Annotated in this window: 19 protein-coding genes and 1 pseudogene; 8 read left to right on the top strand and 12 right to left on the bottom strand. The window is 68.7% G+C overall.

The features are described from left to right. Positions 1 to 4: 4 nt before the first annotated feature. Positions 5 to 331 carry a YnfA family protein gene (locus tag DEU38_RS14295; protein WP_114722075.1) on the top strand — a complete coding sequence of 109 codons (327 nt, stop codon included), beginning with the start codon at positions 5 to 7 and terminating at the stop codon, positions 329 to 331. A gap of 64 nt (positions 332 to 395) precedes the next feature. Here the strand turns inward: DEU38_RS14295 and DEU38_RS14290 are convergent, their stop codons facing one another. From DEU38_RS14290 to DEU38_RS14260, 8 genes and pseudogenes are all read right to left on the bottom strand, one after another. Next, positions 396 to 2,354 (bottom strand): M13 family metallopeptidase, encoded by a 1,959-nt coding sequence (locus DEU38_RS14290; RefSeq protein ID WP_114722074.1) that lies wholly within the window; start codon positions 2,352 to 2,354, stop codon positions 396 to 398. 62 nt (positions 2,355 to 2,416) lie between these two features. Continuing rightward, positions 2,417 to 3,348: pseudogene (locus tag DEU38_RS14285) on the bottom strand (intradiol ring-cleavage dioxygenase). A gap of 93 nt (positions 3,349 to 3,441) precedes the next feature. Further along, positions 3,442 to 4,374, bottom strand: coding sequence for a PaaI family thioesterase (locus DEU38_RS14280; protein ID WP_114722073.1), 933 nt, complete (start codon positions 4,372 to 4,374; stop codon positions 3,442 to 3,444). A gap of 109 nt (positions 4,375 to 4,483) precedes the next feature. Continuing rightward, positions 4,484 to 4,648: a hypothetical protein gene (locus tag DEU38_RS28480; protein ID WP_181818781.1), complete on the bottom strand. Its 165-nt coding sequence runs from the start codon at positions 4,646 to 4,648 to the stop codon at positions 4,484 to 4,486. A gap of 45 nt (positions 4,649 to 4,693) precedes the next feature. Next, positions 4,694 to 5,458 carry a pirin-like bicupin family protein gene (locus tag DEU38_RS14275; protein ID WP_114722072.1) on the bottom strand — a complete coding sequence of 255 codons (765 nt, stop codon included), beginning with the start codon at positions 5,456 to 5,458 and terminating at the stop codon, positions 4,694 to 4,696. Between the two features lie 211 nt (positions 5,459 to 5,669). Continuing rightward, positions 5,670 to 6,635 carry a pirin family protein gene (locus tag DEU38_RS14270; RefSeq protein WP_114722071.1) on the bottom strand — a complete coding sequence of 322 codons (966 nt, stop codon included), beginning with the start codon at positions 6,633 to 6,635 and terminating at the stop codon, positions 5,670 to 5,672. Positions 6,636 to 6,761: 126 nt separating this feature from the next. After that, entirely contained in the window at positions 6,762 to 9,218 is a 2,457-nt protein-coding gene (locus DEU38_RS14265; protein ID WP_258557904.1) for a LuxR C-terminal-related transcriptional regulator, read from the bottom strand. Positions 9,219 to 9,483: 265 nt separating this feature from the next. Beyond that, positions 9,484 to 9,792: a hypothetical protein gene (locus tag DEU38_RS14260; protein ID WP_258557903.1), complete on the bottom strand. Its 309-nt coding sequence runs from the start codon at positions 9,790 to 9,792 to the stop codon at positions 9,484 to 9,486. 5 nt (positions 9,793 to 9,797) lie between these two features. On the opposite strand from DEU38_RS14260, the gene DEU38_RS28070 reads away from it, so the two are divergent. Beyond that, positions 9,798 to 10,058, top strand: coding sequence for a hypothetical protein (locus DEU38_RS28070; RefSeq protein ID WP_181818791.1), 261 nt, complete (start codon positions 9,798 to 9,800; stop codon positions 10,056 to 10,058). On the opposite strand, the gene DEU38_RS14255 is transcribed toward DEU38_RS28070, so the two are convergent. Then, positions 10,013 to 10,894, bottom strand: a complete 882-nt coding sequence (locus tag DEU38_RS14255) for an alpha/beta fold hydrolase (RefSeq protein WP_114722069.1) — start codon at positions 10,892 to 10,894, stop codon at positions 10,013 to 10,015. The two genes, DEU38_RS28070 and DEU38_RS14255, sit on opposite strands and share 46 nt — an antisense overlap. A gap of 225 nt (positions 10,895 to 11,119) precedes the next feature. On the opposite strand from DEU38_RS14255, the gene DEU38_RS14250 reads away from it, so the two are divergent. Then, positions 11,120 to 11,410: a hypothetical protein gene (locus tag DEU38_RS14250; RefSeq protein ID WP_114722068.1), complete on the top strand. Its 291-nt coding sequence runs from the start codon at positions 11,120 to 11,122 to the stop codon at positions 11,408 to 11,410. Between the two features lie 31 nt (positions 11,411 to 11,441). On the opposite strand, the gene DEU38_RS14245 is transcribed toward DEU38_RS14250, so the two are convergent. Then, on the bottom strand, positions 11,442 to 11,687 hold the full coding sequence (locus tag DEU38_RS14245; protein ID WP_114722067.1) for a hypothetical protein: 246 nt from the start codon (positions 11,685 to 11,687) through the stop codon (positions 11,442 to 11,444). A gap of 156 nt (positions 11,688 to 11,843) precedes the next feature. On the opposite strand from DEU38_RS14245, the gene DEU38_RS14240 reads away from it, so the two are divergent. After that, positions 11,844 to 12,248 carry a VOC family protein gene (locus DEU38_RS14240; protein ID WP_114722066.1) on the top strand — a complete coding sequence of 135 codons (405 nt, stop codon included), beginning with the start codon at positions 11,844 to 11,846 and terminating at the stop codon, positions 12,246 to 12,248. Between the two features lie 3 nt (positions 12,249 to 12,251). Here DEU38_RS14240 and DEU38_RS14235 read toward each other — a convergent pair whose 3' ends face one another. Continuing rightward, the gene (locus DEU38_RS14235; RefSeq protein WP_114722065.1) at positions 12,252 to 13,241 is read right to left on the bottom strand and encodes a sigma-70 family RNA polymerase sigma factor; all 990 of its coding nucleotides are present in this window, start codon (positions 13,239 to 13,241) and stop codon (positions 12,252 to 12,254) included. 156 nt (positions 13,242 to 13,397) lie between these two features. Between DEU38_RS14235 and shbA the strand changes: the two genes are divergently transcribed. Further along, positions 13,398 to 14,015, top strand: coding sequence for an RNA polymerase sigma factor ShbA (shbA, locus tag DEU38_RS14230; protein WP_114722064.1), 618 nt, complete (start codon positions 13,398 to 13,400; stop codon positions 14,013 to 14,015). 5 nt (positions 14,016 to 14,020) lie between these two features. Here the strand turns inward: shbA and DEU38_RS14225 are convergent, their stop codons facing one another. Continuing rightward, positions 14,021 to 14,641: an FHA domain-containing protein gene (locus DEU38_RS14225; RefSeq protein WP_114722158.1), complete on the bottom strand. Its 621-nt coding sequence runs from the start codon at positions 14,639 to 14,641 to the stop codon at positions 14,021 to 14,023. A gap of 92 nt (positions 14,642 to 14,733) precedes the next feature. Between DEU38_RS14225 and DEU38_RS14220 the strand changes: the two genes are divergently transcribed. The 3 genes from DEU38_RS14220 (at position 14,734) to DEU38_RS14210 (ending at position 17,025) form a co-directional block, all read left to right on the top strand. After that, the gene (locus DEU38_RS14220; protein WP_114722063.1) at positions 14,734 to 15,576 is read left to right on the top strand and encodes an alpha/beta hydrolase; all 843 of its coding nucleotides are present in this window, start codon (positions 14,734 to 14,736) and stop codon (positions 15,574 to 15,576) included. A gap of 9 nt (positions 15,577 to 15,585) precedes the next feature. Beyond that, positions 15,586 to 16,563 carry an alpha/beta fold hydrolase gene (locus DEU38_RS14215; protein ID WP_114722062.1) on the top strand — a complete coding sequence of 326 codons (978 nt, stop codon included), beginning with the start codon at positions 15,586 to 15,588 and terminating at the stop codon, positions 16,561 to 16,563. A 114-nt stretch (positions 16,564 to 16,677) separates the two neighbouring features. Next, a complete protein-coding gene (locus tag DEU38_RS14210; RefSeq protein WP_114722061.1) occupies positions 16,678 to 17,025 on the top strand; it encodes a YciI family protein in 348 nt (115 codons plus the stop codon). The last annotated feature ends 3 nt before the right edge of the window (positions 17,026 to 17,028 follow it).

The raw sequence follows: 17,028 nt of genomic DNA, 5'->3' as shown, positions 1-17,028 counted from the left end.
TCCCATGACCGTGACCCGTTCGATCCTGCTGTTCGTCCTGGCCGCGCTGTTCGAGATCGGCGGCGCCTGGCTGGTGTGGCAGGGGATCCGCGAGCATCGCGGCTGGTTGTGGGTGGGCGCCGGCATTGTGGCGCTCGGCATCTACGGACTCGTCGCGACGCTGCAGCCCGACGCCAACTTCGGGCGCATCCTGGCCGCATACGGCGGCGTGTTCGTCGCCGGGTCGCTGCTGTGGGCGGTGGTGATGGACGGGTTCCGCCCCGACCGGTACGACATCATCGGCGCGGCGATCTGCCTGTGCGGCGTCGGCGTGATCATGTACGCGCGGTAGCCGCTGCGCGCCCGTGCGCCTTTCTGGTCGGTCCACCAGAAAGGCGCACAGGCGGCGAAGCCGCCTACCAGATCTTGACGCGCTTGTCCGGATCCAGGTACAGCTCGTCACCGGGCTTGACGTCGAACGCCTCGTGGAAGCTGTCCAGGTTGCGGATCACGCCGTTGCAGCGGAACTCCGGCGGCGAGTGCGGATCGACGGCCAGCCGTCGGATCGCTTCCTCGTTGCGGGCCTTGGTCCGCCACACCTGCGCCCAGCCGAAGAACACGCGCTGCAGGCCGGTGAGCTCGTCGAGCACGGGGGCGTCGGCGCCCTCGGTCGCGATCCGGTAGGCCGCGAGCGCGATCGACAGACCGCCGAGGTCGCCGATGTTCTCGCCGATCGTGAACTCGCCGTTGACGTGATGGCCGGGCAGGTCCTTGGGCTCGAACTCGTTGTATTGCTCGATGAGTGCCTTGGTGCGCTTGCCGAACTCGGTGCGGTCGTCGTCGGTCCACCAGTCGACCATGTTGCCGTCGCCGTCGTACTTGGCGCCCTGGTCGTCGAAGCCGTGGCCGATCTCGTGTCCGATGACGGCGCCGATGCCACCGTAGTTGGCGGCGTCGTCGGCGTCGGCGTCGAAGAACGGCGGCTGCAGAATCGCTGCGGGGAAGACGATCTCGTTCATGCCCGGGTTGTAGTACGCGTTGACCGTCTGCGGCGTCATGAACCACTCGTCGCGGTCCACGGGGCCGCCGAGCTTGGCGATGTCGCGGTCGTGGTCCGCGGCGTACCCGCTGCGATAGTTGCCCACCAGATCCGCCGGGTCGATCTCGACGGCCGAGTAGTCCCGCCACTTGTCCGGGTAGCCGATCTTCGGGGTGAACTTCTCGAGCTTCGCCAGCGCGGCCTGCCGGGTCTGCGGGCTCATCCACTCGAGGTCGGAGATGTTGCGGCGGTACGCCTCCTGCAGGTTCGCGACCAACTCCTGCATCCGGGCCTTGGACTCCGGCGGGAAGTGCCGCTCGACGTACAGCTTGCCGACCGCCTCGCCGAGGAGGTCCTGTACCAGCGAGACGCCGCGCTTCCAACGCTCACGATTCTCCTGCGTGCCGCTGAGCGTCTTGCCGTAGAACGCGAAGTCCTCCGCCACGATGGCCTCGGTCAGGTACGGGGCCCGCGAGTGCAGGACGCGCCACGTGGCCCACGCCTTCCAGTCCTCGATCGGCTGCGACGTCCACAGCTCGGTGAGCGCCTCGACGAAGCTGGGCTGGCGGACGACGATCTCGGCCAGCTGCTCGGGGGTGGCCTCGAGGCCGGAAATCCAGGCGGCCCAGTCGAATCCGCCGTGCCGGGACTGCAGGTCGCTGCGCGTGACGAGGTTGTAGCTGAGCTCGGCGTCGCGGCGCTTGACGACGTCCCAGTGTCCGGCCGCGAGCTTGGTCTCGAGGTCGAAGACGCGCTGCGCGTCGTACTCGACACCGGCGAGTTCGAACATCTTCCGGATGTGCGCGCGGTACGCGTCGCGCACCTCGGCGTAGTTGTCCTCGCGGTAGTACGACTCGTCGGGCAGCCCGATCCCGGACTGTGTGAAGTGCACCAGGTAGCGGGCCGAGTTCTTGGCATCGGTGTCGACGTACTGGCCGATCGCGCCGCCGACACCCGTGCGCTGCAGGCGTCCGACGATCCCGGCGAGCTCGCTCAGGTTCGCGGCGTTCGCGACGGAGGCCAGTTCGTCGGCGATCGGGGCGATCCCGGCCGCCTCGGCGGCGTCGGCGTCCATGAAGCTCGAGTACAGGTCACCGATCTTCTGCGCGTCGGTGCCGGGCGCCGCGCCGGACGCGGACGCCTCCTGGATCAGCGTCCGCACGTCCTCCTCCGCCTTGTCGTACAGCGTGCGGAACGCGCCGTCCACCGCCCGGTCGGCGGGGATCTCGTACTCGTCCAGCCACTTGCCGTTGACGTGCACGAACAGGTCGTCCTGCGGGCGGGTGCCCGGGTCGAGATGGGTGAGGTCGATGCCGGAATGCTGCGCAGTCGTCATCGCTCCATCTTTACACCGACCGCGAGCGCGTGGCCGGTCCTGCCGGAGGCGGGGCGAGGGGATCAGGCGTCGATACCGAGGTTGATCGCGGCGAGGACCCGATCGGACTGCCGCGACGTGGCCATCAGACCGGCCTCGTCGAAGATGCCGTCGGAGGCGTTGCGGGTGTCGCGACCGGTGTGGTCGGCGTACGGCGAGACGGTGGAGAGGATCTCGTCGGTGAAGGTGTCGTCGAAGAACAGCTGCGTGGTGAGCACCGTTTTCTTGTCGATGTGCACCTTGAGGTGGATGTGCACGGTCCGGCCCGTGTACCAGCCGGGGAAGACGGTCGTGAACTGGACGATCCCGTCGGCATCGGTGGTCTGGGCGCCGCGCAGGTAGGTGCCGTCGTCGGTGGTGGTGGCCTCCTGATCGCCGACGCTGTACGAGCCGTCGGACGTCTCGCCGGAACCGCCCATGCCCATACCGCCGCCCGGGCCGCCCTGCGGCGGCCGGCCCATGCCGCCACCCATGCCGCCACCCATGCCGCCGCCCTGGTTGGCGGCCTGCGAGCCGGACTCGAAACCGGAGTAGACGCCGCCGGCGTCGCAGTGCCAGATCTCGACGACGGCGTTCGCGACACCGGCCGCGCTGCCGTCCGGGCTGCAGTTCGTCAGATCCTGGACGCGCATCGCGAGGTTCAGCTCCAACCCGGACGATCCTCACGGATGTCGTTGCGGATGGAGTCGACGTCGAACCAGTACGGGCCCTGCGTCTCCTCGACCGCCATGACGCACCGCGGTGCCTGGTCGAGCAGCGCCAGCAACTGGGCGTCGACAGTGCCGCCCGACGCGGCAGCGGTCGCGGGGGCGGTCGCGGGGGCGGTGGCAGAGGAGCCGGAGCCGCCGCCGTTACTGCACGCGGCGATCAGCCCGCCCAGGCTGATCGTCCCGCCCAGGGCGAGCGCCCGTCGCCGGCTGATCCGTTGGCGGCTCAGTTCCACGTCTTTGTTCACTCGAGATCCTCCTCGCTGCGGTTGCTTCGAGGATCATCGTGCGTCGGACGACTGCCGTGAGGCTGGATACCAGCTGGGAGTCGGCTGTGAGCGTTACAGCAGCTGCGCGCTCGCGGCGGCCCGGATCAGGACCTGGCCCGAGTCGTCGACCAGCCGGGACTCGATGAGCGCCAGCCGTCGCCCGGCGCGGACTACCTCCGCCTCGGCCCGGATGTCGGGGCCGTCGGTGGCGGGGGAGCGGACGAAGTCGATGCGCAGGTCCAGGATCCGGTACTGCTGGTCGATCGCGGTGAGAGTCTGGGCGACAAGGCCGTTGACCAGGTCGGCCGCGGTGATCAGGATGCCGCCCTGGATCGAACCCAGGTAGTTGCTCATCCAGTCCCGCGGCGCGAACGTCGCGGTGAGGCTGCCCCGCTCGACGTCGGTGAGGCGGACGTCGAGCAGCCCGGCGAGGGGGCCGCGCGCGATCCGCTCCGATGCGATGCCGTCGACGATGTCCAGGCCGGCACGTCCGGCCAGTTCGTCCGGTGCCGCGCACGGCTCGGATGCGGGCACGGGGAGGCGTTCGCCGCTCAGCACCGCGTCGGCGTTCGCGCGGGGGCGCGTGACGAAGACGCCGCGCGACTGCAGGACGGCGACGGTGTTGCCGTCGCCGTCGCGCATGGCGCCGGCCGCGAGTCCGATGCCGGCGTCGACGTCGAGGTTGACGACGTCACCGGTCGAGACGACCATTCCGTGGGCCGGCATCGGCGCGGCCAGCGTCGCGGAGATCTGCGAGAGCACCATGCCGGCGTCGGAGGGCATCGAGTTGCCCAGCGCGCCGCCGGGGCAGGCGTCGGCGAGCACACCGACCGAGCCGAGAATCGTCTGCCCGCGGTGGTCGTGAAAGCGGGCGCCGACTTCCTGGGCAAGCACGAGATGCCCGGGCCGGATCTCCCGCGCCCCGACTCCCATGAACAGGTTGAGCCGGTCGACCCGCTCGGGGGCGGGCTTGCGGGTGTGGAGGTCGTCGGCTGTCGCGGTCATCGGTCCTGTGTACCACCAACGCTCGACGGTGCCGAACCGCTATCCCACCTGCGCGCTCGCGCGAGCCGACACGAGCAGGCTGCCGTCGGCGTCGTGAGCCGGGTTTCGATCAGGGCCAGACGCCGTCCCGCCCGGACCACCTCGGACGTGACGGTGATGTCGGGGCCGTCGGGCCGTAGTGCGTCTCCTGCCCCGCCGAGTCCCAGACCTCGCCGGTGGTGATGCCGGTCCCGGTCTCGAGATCGAGGTGGGTGGTGCGGGCCACCGGTGTCATACCCTCCTCGTCACCAGGCCGGAGGCATGCGGGACCGTCGGAATCTCAGCCGCCGAGACGGGCGTGCATCTCCCACACCAGGATCTCCGCGCCGATCTCGGAGGAGATCGTCTGCCCGCCGGACGAGCTGAGCCGGACGGCGTCACCCTCGTAGAGCGTCCCGACGCCCTCCATCTCCGCGGTGCCCTGCGCCACGAACACGTGCACGAAGGGCGCCTCCGGGATCCGTACCGCCTTGCCCGGCTGGAGGCGGGCGGCGTGCAGCGACGCGTACTTGTTCTTGATGCGGATCGCCGCGTGGTCCCGATGCTGCGGCATGCCCGACGCCACCGGTACCAGCCCGCCGGACAGCAGTTCGTCGTCGATCTCGAGCTGTTCGTACCCGGGGGTGATCCCGGGCTCGTCGGGCGCGACCCACATCTGGACGAAGTGCACCGGCTCGGTGTGCTCGTCACCCTGCAGCCGCCACGAGTCGTTCTTCTCCGAGTGCAGGATTCCCGTGCCCGCGCTCATCCGCTGGGCGAGGCCGGGATAGATGACGCCGGAGTGGCCGATGGAGTCCTGATGCACCAGCGATCCCCGCAGCACCCAGGTGACGATCTCCATGTCCTTGTGGGGGTGGGTGTCGAAGCCCTGCCCAGGCTGGACGATGTCGTCGTTGTTCACCAGCAGCAGTCCGTGATGGGTGTTGTCCGGGTCGTAGTGATGGCCGAACGAGAACGAGTGCTTCGAGTCCAACCACTGGATCCGGGTCTTCAGGCGGTCGCCCGAGCGGTGGACGTCGATGTGGGGCGTGGTGAGAGCTGGCATGCGGTCCTCCTCGGTGACAGTCGCGTTCGGGGCTTTCGCGCTGTCGCGTCACCAGCGTACGAAGTGGAACCCGTCGGCGCCGAATCAGTGGTGTCGAATCGGTCTCGGAGTGTTCACGGACGAGTGACGGGCGAACCGATCACGACGGCGAGGAAATCGCCGTCATTCGTGATCGGTTGCCCGCCAGTCGTTTTGGTGTCGGTCTGTCGACTCAGCCGAGTGATTCGTGCGCGGCGGGGATCGAGCCGAGTCGACCGGCCTGGAAATCCTCGAACGCCTGCATGACCTCTGCCTTGGTGTTCATGACGAACGGACCGGCCATCGCGATGGGTTCGCGGATGGGCTGGCCACCGAGAACGAACACCTCCAACGCCTCGGTGCGCGAGTCCTGGGTGCCGGCCGCCGCGATCGTGATCGAGTCCCCGCGGCCGAAGACCGCGGTCTGGCCGGACGAGATCGGTCGGCGATCGGCGCCGACGTATCCGTCGCCCGCGAGCACGTAGACGATCGCGTTGAAGTCGCGGTTCCACGGCAGGGTGACGCTCGCGCCCGGTGCGACGGTCGTGTGCGACAGCGCGATCGGGGTGTACGTCGAACCCGGGCCCTGGTGCCCGGCGATCTCGCCCGCGATGACCCGGATCAGTGCGCCGCCGTCGTGACTCGAGAGGAGCGCGACCTTGCTGCCGGTGATGTCCTGGTAGCGGGGCGCGGCCATCTTGTTGCTCTTGGGGAGGTTGACCCACAGCTGCACGCCGTGGAACAGGCCGCCGCTCATCACGAGGTGTTCGGGCGGGGTCTCGATGTGGAGGATGCCGCCGCCGGCGGTCATCCACTGGGTGTCGCCGCCGCCGATGGTGCCGCCACCCCCGTTGGAGTCCTGGTGCTCCATGATCCCGTCGATCATGTAGGTGACGGTCTCGAAGCCGCGGTGCGGGTGCCACGGGGTGCCCTTGGGCTCGCCCGGTGCGTAGTCGACCTCGCCCATCTGGTCCATGTGGATGAACGGGTCGAGGTGGGCCAGGTCGATCCCGGCGAATGCGCGGCGGACGGGGAAGCCCTCGCCCTCGTATCCGACCGGAGCGGTGGCGATGCCCAGAACGGGACGGTCGACCGCAGTCGGGTCGGCCGCCTCGATGCGGGGCAGCGCGAGGATGTTGTCGACGGTCACGGCAGGCATGGAGCCCTCCTCGGATCTATTAGTTGAGGATTCAACTAGTTCACCGTAGCTCAACACCGCACGAACGGATCTATTCCCCACCCGGTCGGGGCGTAGCGAAGATCGGCCCCGAGACCAGCCCCTGGGTCAGCCTGCCGTGCCGGGTGGGGGACCGATGAGCCCGAGCCGGGCCGCTGTGAGGAGCGCGTCGGCCCGCGAATGGACGCCCAGTTTGCGGTAGACGCTCCGCAGCTGCGTCTTGACGGTGTTCTGAGAGACGAACAGCGTGGTGGCGATTTCGGCGACCGACGACGTGGACGCCAGGACGTTCAGCACCGCGGACTCGCGGTCGCTCAGATCCACCAACCGGATTCGGTCCGGGAAGACCCCCGACTCCGGAGGCGGAACCGCAGCCAGCCATTTCTCCGGCAGCGCCACGCCCAGCGTCGACATCTGCGCGATGCGACCGACCGGCAGGGACGCGAACGGTCGGACCAACCCGGTCTGGTCGAACAGTGCGACGGCCCGCTGCAGCATCGCCTGGGCCTGGGGCTCGTGCGACAACTCGAGATGTGCAGCGGCTTGGACCAGGGCCGACTCCATCCGGATCCGCGGATGGGCACAGTCCGTGACCGTCGGCCGCACGCAGTCGGCCAGTGCCGCTGCCGGGTGTCCGCTCGAGAGGTTCATGCGTGCACGGGCCATCGACGTCCACGGTCCTCGGCCGGGTGTCTTCTCGACGGTCCGCCACGCCTCGTTGCCTCGCCCCAGCGCCGAGTAGAGGTCGGCCTCGGTCGCCGTGAGCAGCGCCGCCGCGATCGATCCCGGAGTGAACCACCGCTCGTAGACCGCGCTCGCCCGGTGCATCCGGTCGAGTCCCGCTCCGGCCTGCCCGCTCACGAGTTCCAGCTGGCAGTGCGCGTACAGCGCGAATGCCCACAGCTCCTCGTCGTCCGGCAGGTCGCCCAGTTCGGCGAGGATCTTGGCGGCGACGTCGAGCTCCATCCGGTCCAGGGCGACCAGCACGCCTGCTACGAGCCCGCCGACCCGAACCATCGCGGTGACCCAGGCCGCGGCGTCCTCGTGTCGGCGTTCCCGCTCGAGCCAGGTCTCGGCGTGGCCCAACTCGCCGATCAGGGCGTAGTTGAGTGCGAGGCTTCCGGCGGCGTTGCGGGCGACGAAGTCGGTTCCGGCCGGACGGTTGCTGTTGTAGGCACGGCGGAGTTCGGCCGAGGATCGGGAAAGGTCGCCGTGCAACTGCTGCGTGATACCCCACTGCAGCCGCAGCAGGGGAAGGAACGCGGATACCGTGTCGGGCTGCAACTCGAGCGCGCGATCACCGAGTTCCGACATGCGCACGGTCAGCTCGGACGCCTGCGTGAAATTGCCGGCGATCCGCAGGATGAACGACTGCACGCTGCTCACCGCGAGCACGTCCGCGATCGCCGGGCCGCGCGCCGCCGTATCGACATCGACGGTCGGCGGCGCGAGATCGGGCAGCTGCGCCGAGTCGGCGCCGAACCGCAGGAACAGCTCCCGGCCCGCTCGGATCGTGAGGTCGTCGGCGGCCGCGTGTTCGGGCAGCGCCGCCAGGCTTTCGCGGACCAGGCGGAAGTGCCGCGAGATCAGCACCACCCAGTTGGCCTTGAGAATCGACACCGCCTGGTCCCAGTCCCGCCCCTCGACGGTGTAGACGAGTGCCTGAGCGACATCGTCCTGCTGAAGGAACCATCGAGCCAGGTCGCTCGATGCGCGCAGCGGACCTTCCGGGGCCTCGTTGCGGACATCGCGCATCAGGGACTCCCGGATCGGCGGTGGGTACTGCCACTCGGTGTCCTTCGGCCACGGCAGGCGGACCAGCACGCCGGCTGCTTCGAGTTCCCGAAGCATGTCGGGGGCGGTGTGGTCCGCGGTCAGCATCGCGGCGATCTCGGCGGTGAGGGTTTTCGCCGCCGACGTCGTGAGCATGAAGTCCCGCAGTTCCGAGAGCTCCTCGTCGCGCAGGATCTCCCGATCGACAAAGCGGTCGATCGATCGTTCGAGGGCGCTCAGGGCGAGTTCTCGGCTCTGCTCGAAGTCGATGCCGAACGGGCGGACGACGGCCACGGCGGCCTGCACGAGGGGCGGGAAGCCCCCGGTGAGGTCCTGCACCATCGCCAGAAGGTGCGGTGCCGCTTCGGTGCCGTGCGCACACAGCACCGCACGTGATTCGTCGAGCGTGAACAGCAGATCGGTGGGTGAGATCGCGACATGGTCGACGTCGAGCATCGCGTCGCTGAAGACGCACGAATCCCGCGTCGTCGCGACGACGTGCAACCGCGGATCCAGGTCGAGGAGTCCGAGAATGCGGAGTTCGGCCGCCGGATCATGCAGACGATCGATGTCGTCGAGGACGAGTACGACGGGGTCGGAGGCCGCCGCGGGAGTGGATTCGAGTGCCGCGTCGACGCGGGCCGCCACGGTGTTCCAGTAGTCGTCCGGTGCGGTGTGTGGTGCGGGGGTGTCCATCATCACGATCGGCCCCGACGGGCGCTGCGCGGATGCGATCCAGGTCGTCGCGAAGGCGGTCTTCCCTGCGCCGCGGGGCCCACGAACAACGGTCAAGGCGGGTAGTTCCGATATCAGCGCGAACAGCCGAGGGCGATCGAGCAGGAATCTTCGTGCACGGTCGCGCTGTCGGCCCGGACTCGGTTGTTCGTATTGCGGTCCCACTCACACACCCCCAGTCGTCCACCGACATTCGTCGATGGTCGGAATCGTGCCCCCACGAAACCCTGAACGTGCACGTGACCACAATTCGAGGCCACGTGCACGTCAAGTAAATACTTCCACAACCCTCCGGGTGCAGGCGGGGAATCGCCGACGCGGTTCAGGAGGTGTGAGGGACCTGTTCGGGGGACTCGATCGCGGTCAGCAACACGCCCTTGGTCTCGCGGGTGAAGAAGGCTGCAAGCGCGACGCACAGGGCGAGCGTGACGACATGCCACGTGAAGAGGTCGGGGGTGCCACGGGACGTCAGCCACGAATTGAGATACGGCGCGGTGCCGCCGAAAATCGCGGCCGCGAGCGAGACCGCGATGCCGATGCCCGCGGCGCGCGACTTGGTCGCGAACAGTTCCGCGAACCATGCGACCTGTGTGCCGGCGGCGAAGGCCTGGAGGCAAGAACATCTCGGCACCGCAGGTGGGGCAGGAAGTCGAGACCCATCCCGCCGTCTCCAAGGAGCTCCACCCCGAGCATCTCGTGGTCGTGGACGAGCTTCCGCGGTCGTCCGGCGGGAAGCTCGCGAAGGGCGTCGAGCAGTGTGCGTGCGCCGACGAACCCGGTGAGTACTACCGGTCCGAATTGCTCAGGGACTGTGCCGAATCCGACGCACTCGAGGCGACGTCGCGGGGCTGTCACACGACCGCCGAGAGCCGTGTCGTGGACGGTGCGGCCGCGTAGTGGTCGCCGGCCCGGGCGACGAGCCGGACCAGCGCGTGCGCGACGTCGGCGGCCTGGTCCAGGATCACCGAATGCCCCGCGTCGTCCAGTCGCACCAGTTCGGCGGACGGTAGATCGGCCGCGATCGCCACCGAATGTTCGAACGGTGTCAGCAGATCGGCCGTGCCGCCGAGCACGAGCGACGGGATGGTGCGCAGCGCCGCGAGGGAACCGGACTCGTCCAGTCCGACGAACGACCGGAGGAATCCGTACATCGTCACGACCGATGTCTGGTTGTCGAGGGTGTGCGTCAGGACGCGTTGCATCAGCCGGGGCACCCGTTCGACACCGAACTGGAACAGCGACATCACCGGGTGCCGCAGGAACCGGCCGAGCCCGGAGCGGGTGATATCGCTCGCGGCGGTCGACAGCAGGCCGACGCCCACGACGCGCGAGCCGACCGCGGCCGGGTTCTGACGGGTGTAGGCCAGCGCGGCCATGCCGCCCATCGAGTGACCCACCAGCACGACGGGCCCGGTCGGAACGGTCGCCCGGATCACCGCGTCGAGGTCGCGTCCCAGTTGGTCGATCGTGTACGTGTGGGCGGGCGCGCTGCCCGACGCGCCGTGGCCGCGGTGATCGTAGAAGACCATCCGGACCGACGGACCCCACTCGCGGACCAGGTGCGAGCGCAGTCGCGCCCACGAATGCGAGTGCAGGCAGTGCCCGTGCACGAACACCGCGGTCACCGGTGCGTCGGACGGCCCGTACTCACGTACCGCGAGCGCCACCCCGTCCTCGGACTGCACGATGTGCCGACGACCGTGGTCGGCGTCGGTGCTGCGCTTCGTGGTCATGACGCCCTCCCGGGTCGAGGTGGTGTGTATCTACCAATCTCGTGGGTGGGGCGCGGTGCGGACAGTGGCCCGGGGGATGGCGCGGACTCACCGAGGTGGCGGAGGCGGACACCTCGGGTGGGTTGTCGAACTGTCGGTAATCGTGCGCAGAGTTCCGGTGCAGGGGGACAATCACCACGAGTGCAGTACGAGAGCGCAAACGGAACATCGGACCGGGAGGCTTTTGTGAACTACTTCGAAGACGACCCGCGGAACTCCTCCGGCCGGGTGCACGAACATCCGGGCGAAGCGATCGAGGACACCCGCAACTGGCCCGGTTACGCGCTGGTCGGGATCGGGATCGTGACGCTCGGTATGGCGTTGGTCGCGGCAGGCTACGGGTTCCAGGGCTGGGCGTGGATCGCCGGGACGATCTGCGCGGTGAGCCTGGTGGTCGGGCCGGTACTGGTCCTGCGTGAGCACCGCCGGATCAAGAGACTCGACGATCTCGGACTGCCGGACGGCCTGGGGTACTGACTTGGGGGTACCGACTGCCGTGTCGCGGCCGTCAGGTCGGTTGTTTCTGCGCCCAGTCCGTCGCGATCTCCGGGTAGCCCGCGGCGATCTGGTCCACCCGCTCGGGGGTCGCGGATTCCAGCTCGGCGCGGTGGCGTTGTGCCTCGGCGAGCGATCCGGTGAAGCCGTTCGCGGTGGGCACCGGCGACGGCTCGTCCTCGGTCGGTGCGTTCAGCTCGAGCGTGTGGATGATGCCGTCGAGTCGGTTTGCTACGAAGTGGCGCTTGTCCTCACTCATGAATCCATGACACCACCGCGACGCCGGTGTGCATACCCCTTTCCCCGGTCCGTCCGGTGCGTGCGATGAGTTTTTCGCGCGGCACAGGTCTGTCCTGGTGTGAGCATCTCGCAGGCTCACCCCACCCGAACATCCCGTCGAGTCAGGAGACCCCCGATGTCCCGATTGATCTTCGTGAACCTGCCGGTCGAGAACGTCGCTGCCACCCGGAAGTTCTTCGGGGACCTCGGCTTCGAGTTCAACGAGCAGTTCTGCGACGAGAGCACCGCGTGCATGGCCGTCAATGACTCGGCGTGGATCATGCTGCTGCAGGAGAGCCGCTTCCGCGACTTCATCGCCGACGACATCTGCGACACCACGAAGAGCCGCGAGGTGCTCACGTGCATCTCCGCCGACAGCCGCGAGGGTGTGGACTCGCTGGTCGACGCCGCCATCGCGGCCGGCGGAACGAAGTGGATGGACCCGCAGGATCACGGGTTCATGTACGGGCGGTCCTTCCGCGACCTCGACAACCACGTCTGGGAGGTCATGTGGATGGATCCGGCCGCGACCGGGCAGTAGCCGTCAGGGGTGGGCGGGCAGGCCGAATCTGTCGAACAGTTCGGTGTCGAAGAAGCACGTGACGTGCGCGACCCCGTGCTCGGTGACGTCCAGGACATGCAGTTGGAACGGTCGGTGGATGCCGTCCTCGTCCCGCATGTACAGGCCGAGCGCGGGTTGCCCGTTCGCCGACGTCGGGAGCAGCCGCATGTCGCCGGCGCCCTGAGCGGGGCACTTCTCCTTGATGAGGCGCGCGATGTCGGCACCACCGACGTACCACCCGACGAATGGCGGCATCTCCCACACGGCGTCGCGGGTGAACATCTCCACCAGCCCGTCGATGTCGTACCGTTCGAATCCGTCGACGTACCGGCGCAGCAGTTCGCGGGTCTCGTCCGACTCGGGTTCGACCAGGGTGTCCGGGGTGGGCGTCGCCTCGGACAGTTGTGCTCGGGCCCGCTGCAACAGACTGTTCACCGCCGCCGTGGACGTGTCCAGGGCGGCGGCCACTTCGGCGGCCTTCCACTGCAGCACGTCCCGCAGCACCAGCACCGCGCGCTGACGGGCCGACAGGTGCTGCAGCGCCGCGACGAACGCCAGCCGCACCGATTCGCGTTCCGCCACGACGGTCGCGGGATCGTCCGCACCCCGGCCCGAATCGCCCCACACCATCGAATCCGGAATCGGCTCGAGCCACGGCACCTCGCCGCGCTCGATCAGGTCGTCGGACGGGTCGGAACTGGGCGCGCCCAGGCCGGTCGGCAGCGGGCGGCGGGCCCGGCCCTCGAGCGCCGTCAGGCACGTGTTGGTCGCGATCCGGTGCAGCCACGTGCGGATCGACGACCGGCCGTCGAAGTTGCCGTACCCCCGCCACGCTCGCACGAGCGTCTCTTGCAGCAGGTCCTCGGCGTCGTGGATCGACCCCATCATCCGGTAGCAGTGCGCCAGTAGTTCGCGTCGGTAAGGATCTGCGGCAGCGAGGAATTGGTCGTCGACGCTCTGCTCAACGGTCATGTCCCGAACCCTAGTGGCGCCCCCCGACAAGCGGAACAGCTCGACGTCGGCGGGGTGTGCGACTCCCACCCGAGGGTGTCTGTCGGGACGGCCGCGACGCGCCGAGGATCGAATGTATGGAGCGGTCGACCGTGCCGCCCGGCGAGGGAGAACGACATGTACGGGATCGTCTGCAACACGAAGCGGATCGGTGAGATCACCGCCGCTCGGGCCCGCGAGGTCCTGGAGGACTGGGTGCCCAGCGCCGTCGAAGGCGACGACGAAGCGCGTTCGGAAGTACTCGCCGTGGTCTACCCCCTGGTGCGCCGCTACTGCTACGCCAGGTTGGGGCGTGGGGCGCTGCGCGAGGTCGCCGAGGACGTCGCCCACGAGGTCTGCGTCGCCGTGTTGACGGCGCTGCCGCGGTACCGGGAGCAGGGCGCGTCGTTCCTGACCTACGTGTACGCGATCGCCGGGCACAAGGTGGTGGACGCACGCCGCGCCGCCGGACGGACCTGCGACCCGCTCGACGAGGCCACCGACCCCGTCTGCCCGGACGCCGGCCCCGCGGAGCGGGCAATCGCCTCCGAACGCGGTGCGCATGCCCGCGCGCTCGTCGACTCGCTGCCGGAGCGGTACCGCGAGGTCGTGGTGATGCGGGTGATGTGGGGGATGTCGGCGGCGGAGACCGCGGCGGCCCTCGGCACGACGGCGGGGGCGGTCCGGATCGCGCAGCACCGAGCACTCGGCCGACTCCGGGCGCAGTCACCCCGGGTCGTGGAACCGGCGGCCTGAGCCCCTCACAGATCGTGCTCGGTGATCACGCCGCTGTGCAGCGCCTTCTCGACCAGCCGGAGTCGCTTCTGGTTCTGCGGCAGCTTCTCGACGCCGAACTTGGCGAACAGGGCCCGCAGGTGTGTCTTGACCGCATCCACGCTGAGGAACACCTCGTCGGCGATCTGCTGATTGGACGCCGGGTTCGCGAACGCCGCGTTGTGCTTGTACGGCCGGCACAGGGCGACCAGGATGGTCCGTTGCGTCTGCGTCAGAGAACGGACGGTCGGAATGTCCACGGCGATGCGCGTCGGGTCCCCACCCTGCCCGGACAGGTCGCGGAACACGAACGCCGAGTTGCCGATCCGGATGCTGTCGCCGTTGCGTAGCCGTCGCCGGCCCGAGATGCGTTCACCGTTGACAAAGGTGCCGTTGCGGGACAGGCCGTCGTCGGCGATCGTCCAGTCGGTGCCGATCCATTCGATCGTCGCGTGCAGCCGCGACACCTCCGGATCCGACACCAGCGCCACGTCCGCTTCGGACGAGCGGCCCACCGTCACCCGCGGGGTATCCACGGACAGCGTCAACTCGCGCGGACACCCCGTCTGATCGGTGTACCGCAGGCAGGGCGCATCGATTGCACTCATCGCCACTCCTCGGGGACATTTTCATCGTGCCCGGCCGAACCGGCGACTGACAAGCGCCCCATGTCGGCGTCGACCGACCTACACTCGCATTCGTGCAGCACACAGAGTCGGAATTCACCGGGGTGCACGGCACCCGCATCGTGTACGACGTCTGGCGGCCGGACGGCCCGCCGACCGGCATCCTCCTGCTCGCGCACGGTCTGGGCGAGCACGCTCGCCGGTACGACCACGTGGTCGCGCGGCTCACCGGGCTGGGTCTGGTGGTGTACGCGCCCGACCATCGCGGCCACGGCCGGTCGGGTGGCAAGCCGATCGAGCTGCGCGAGTGGTCGGAGTTCACCGACGATCTCCACCGGTTGTCCGCGATCGCGATCACCGAGAATCCGGGCCTCGACCGATTCCTGCTGGGCCACAGCATGGGTGGCGCCATTTCGCTGTCGTATGCGCTCGACCACCAGGACGAGCTGGCGGGTCTGATCCTGTCGGCGCCGGCGGTCGACGTCGTCACGGGTAAGTCCAAGGTCGTGATCGAGATCGGGAAGCTCCTCGGACGCTTCGCCCCAGGTGTACCCGTCGAGACCCTCGATGCGAAGGCGGTCTCGCGCGACCCTGCCATGGTCGCGGCGTACGAGTCCGACCCGCTGGTTTATCATGGAAAGGTCAAGGCGGGCATCGCGCGCGGGATGATCATCGCCGCCGAGAGTTTCCCGGCCCGGTTGCCGTCTCTGACCCTGCCGATGCTCGTCATGCACGGCACCGAGGATCATCTCGCCGACATTTCCGGCAGTCGGATGATCGCCTCTCGCGCCGGATCGAAGGACTTGACGTTCAAGGCGTACGACGGTCTGTACCACGAGGTGTTCAACGAGCCCGAACAGGAGAAGGTGCTCGACGACGTCGTCGATTGGCTCCGCCCGCGCCTGCAGGTGACGTAACATCCCGAAATGACCGATCCTGTCAGCGCACTCAGCCACCGGAGCGTTCGCGTCGGCGACATCGACATGCACATCGCCGAGCAGGGGGAGGGCCCACCCGTCGTGCTGTGTCACGGCTTCCCGGGTCTCTGGTACAGCTGGCGGCACCAGTTGCCCGCGCTCGCCGCGGCGGGCTACCGGGTGATCGCCCCCGACATGCGCGGCTACGGCCGCACCGACGCGCCGTCGGATCCGCGTTCGTACGATCGCCGGCACACCGTCGATGACATGGTCGGGCTCCTCGACGCCCTCGGGATCGAGGACGCGGTCTTCGCGGGCCACGACTTCGGTGCGCAGCTGGTGTGGGACCTGCCCACGTGGGCGCCCGGCCGCGTGCGGGCGCTCATGCAGCTCAGCGTGCCGCGCATGCCGCGCCAGCCGATCCAGCCGACGATCGGGTTCCGGTACCTCGCCTCCCAGCACTTCGTGCACCTGCACTACTTCCAGGAGCACGGCCCGGCCGACCGCGAGCTCGGCGACAACCCGAAGGCGTTCCTCGCCAAGATCTTCCACGCGCTCAGCGGTGCCAACCGCTATCTCGACTGCTGGGACTTCCCGTCCGAGGGCAACGGGTACCTCGACGTGCTGCCCGAGCCGCCCGCACTGCCGTGGTCGTGGCTCAGTGAAGACGAGTTCGACTACTACGTACGGGAGTTCACGCGGACCGGTTTCACCGGCGGACTGAACTGGTATCGCGCCGACGACTACGTGTGGGAGCAGAACGAGGAGCTGCACGATCGTCCGATCACCGTCCCCGTCACGTTCGTGGCAGGCGCGAAGGACCCGGTGCTCGAGATGATGGGCCAGGATCCGTTCGAGACGATGAGCCGGATGGTCCCCGGCCTCGTGTCCACCCACGTGATCCCGGACGTCGGACATTTCGTGCAGATGGAGGCGCCGGAACGCGTCAACGCAGCGATGCTCGAATTCCTGGCGGGGCTCGACTGACCGACCGGAGGAGAAACTTCGGAAAATTTCGGAGGACCTGTCGATTCGGCCGCGGTCCGTTCGTCGTCACGGTGTACGGCATTCAACCCGCCTCGAAACGAAGGAGCCACAACCATGAAGTACCTGCTGCTGATCAACGCCGAATCCGCCGACGCCGGTGCCGCCGGCTGCACCCCCGAGGACTGGATGGTCTACGACAAGGAGGTCAAGGACGCCGGCATCTTCGTCTCGGGGGAGTCGTTGGCCGATCTCACCACCGCGACGAGCGTGCAGGTGGGGCGGGGCGGCGACCGCACGATCACCACCGACGGCCCGTTCGCGGAAACACGGGAGGTCCTGGGCGGCTTCTACGTGATCGACGTGCCGGACCTCGACGTCGCGCTCGACTGGGCGGCACGCTGCCCGGGCTCGCGCGGCGGCGGCCGGATCGTGGTGCGTCCGATCGCCGACTTCGGGAACTGACCG

Origin of the sequence: Rhodococcus sp. AG1013, assembly GCF_003350365.1 — a bacterium.
In the GTDB taxonomy this organism is placed as follows: Bacteria; Actinomycetota; Actinomycetes; order Mycobacteriales; family Mycobacteriaceae; genus Prescottella.
Note: the sequence above shows the minus strand (reverse complement) of the source record. Positions and strands in the feature narration are given on the sequence as shown.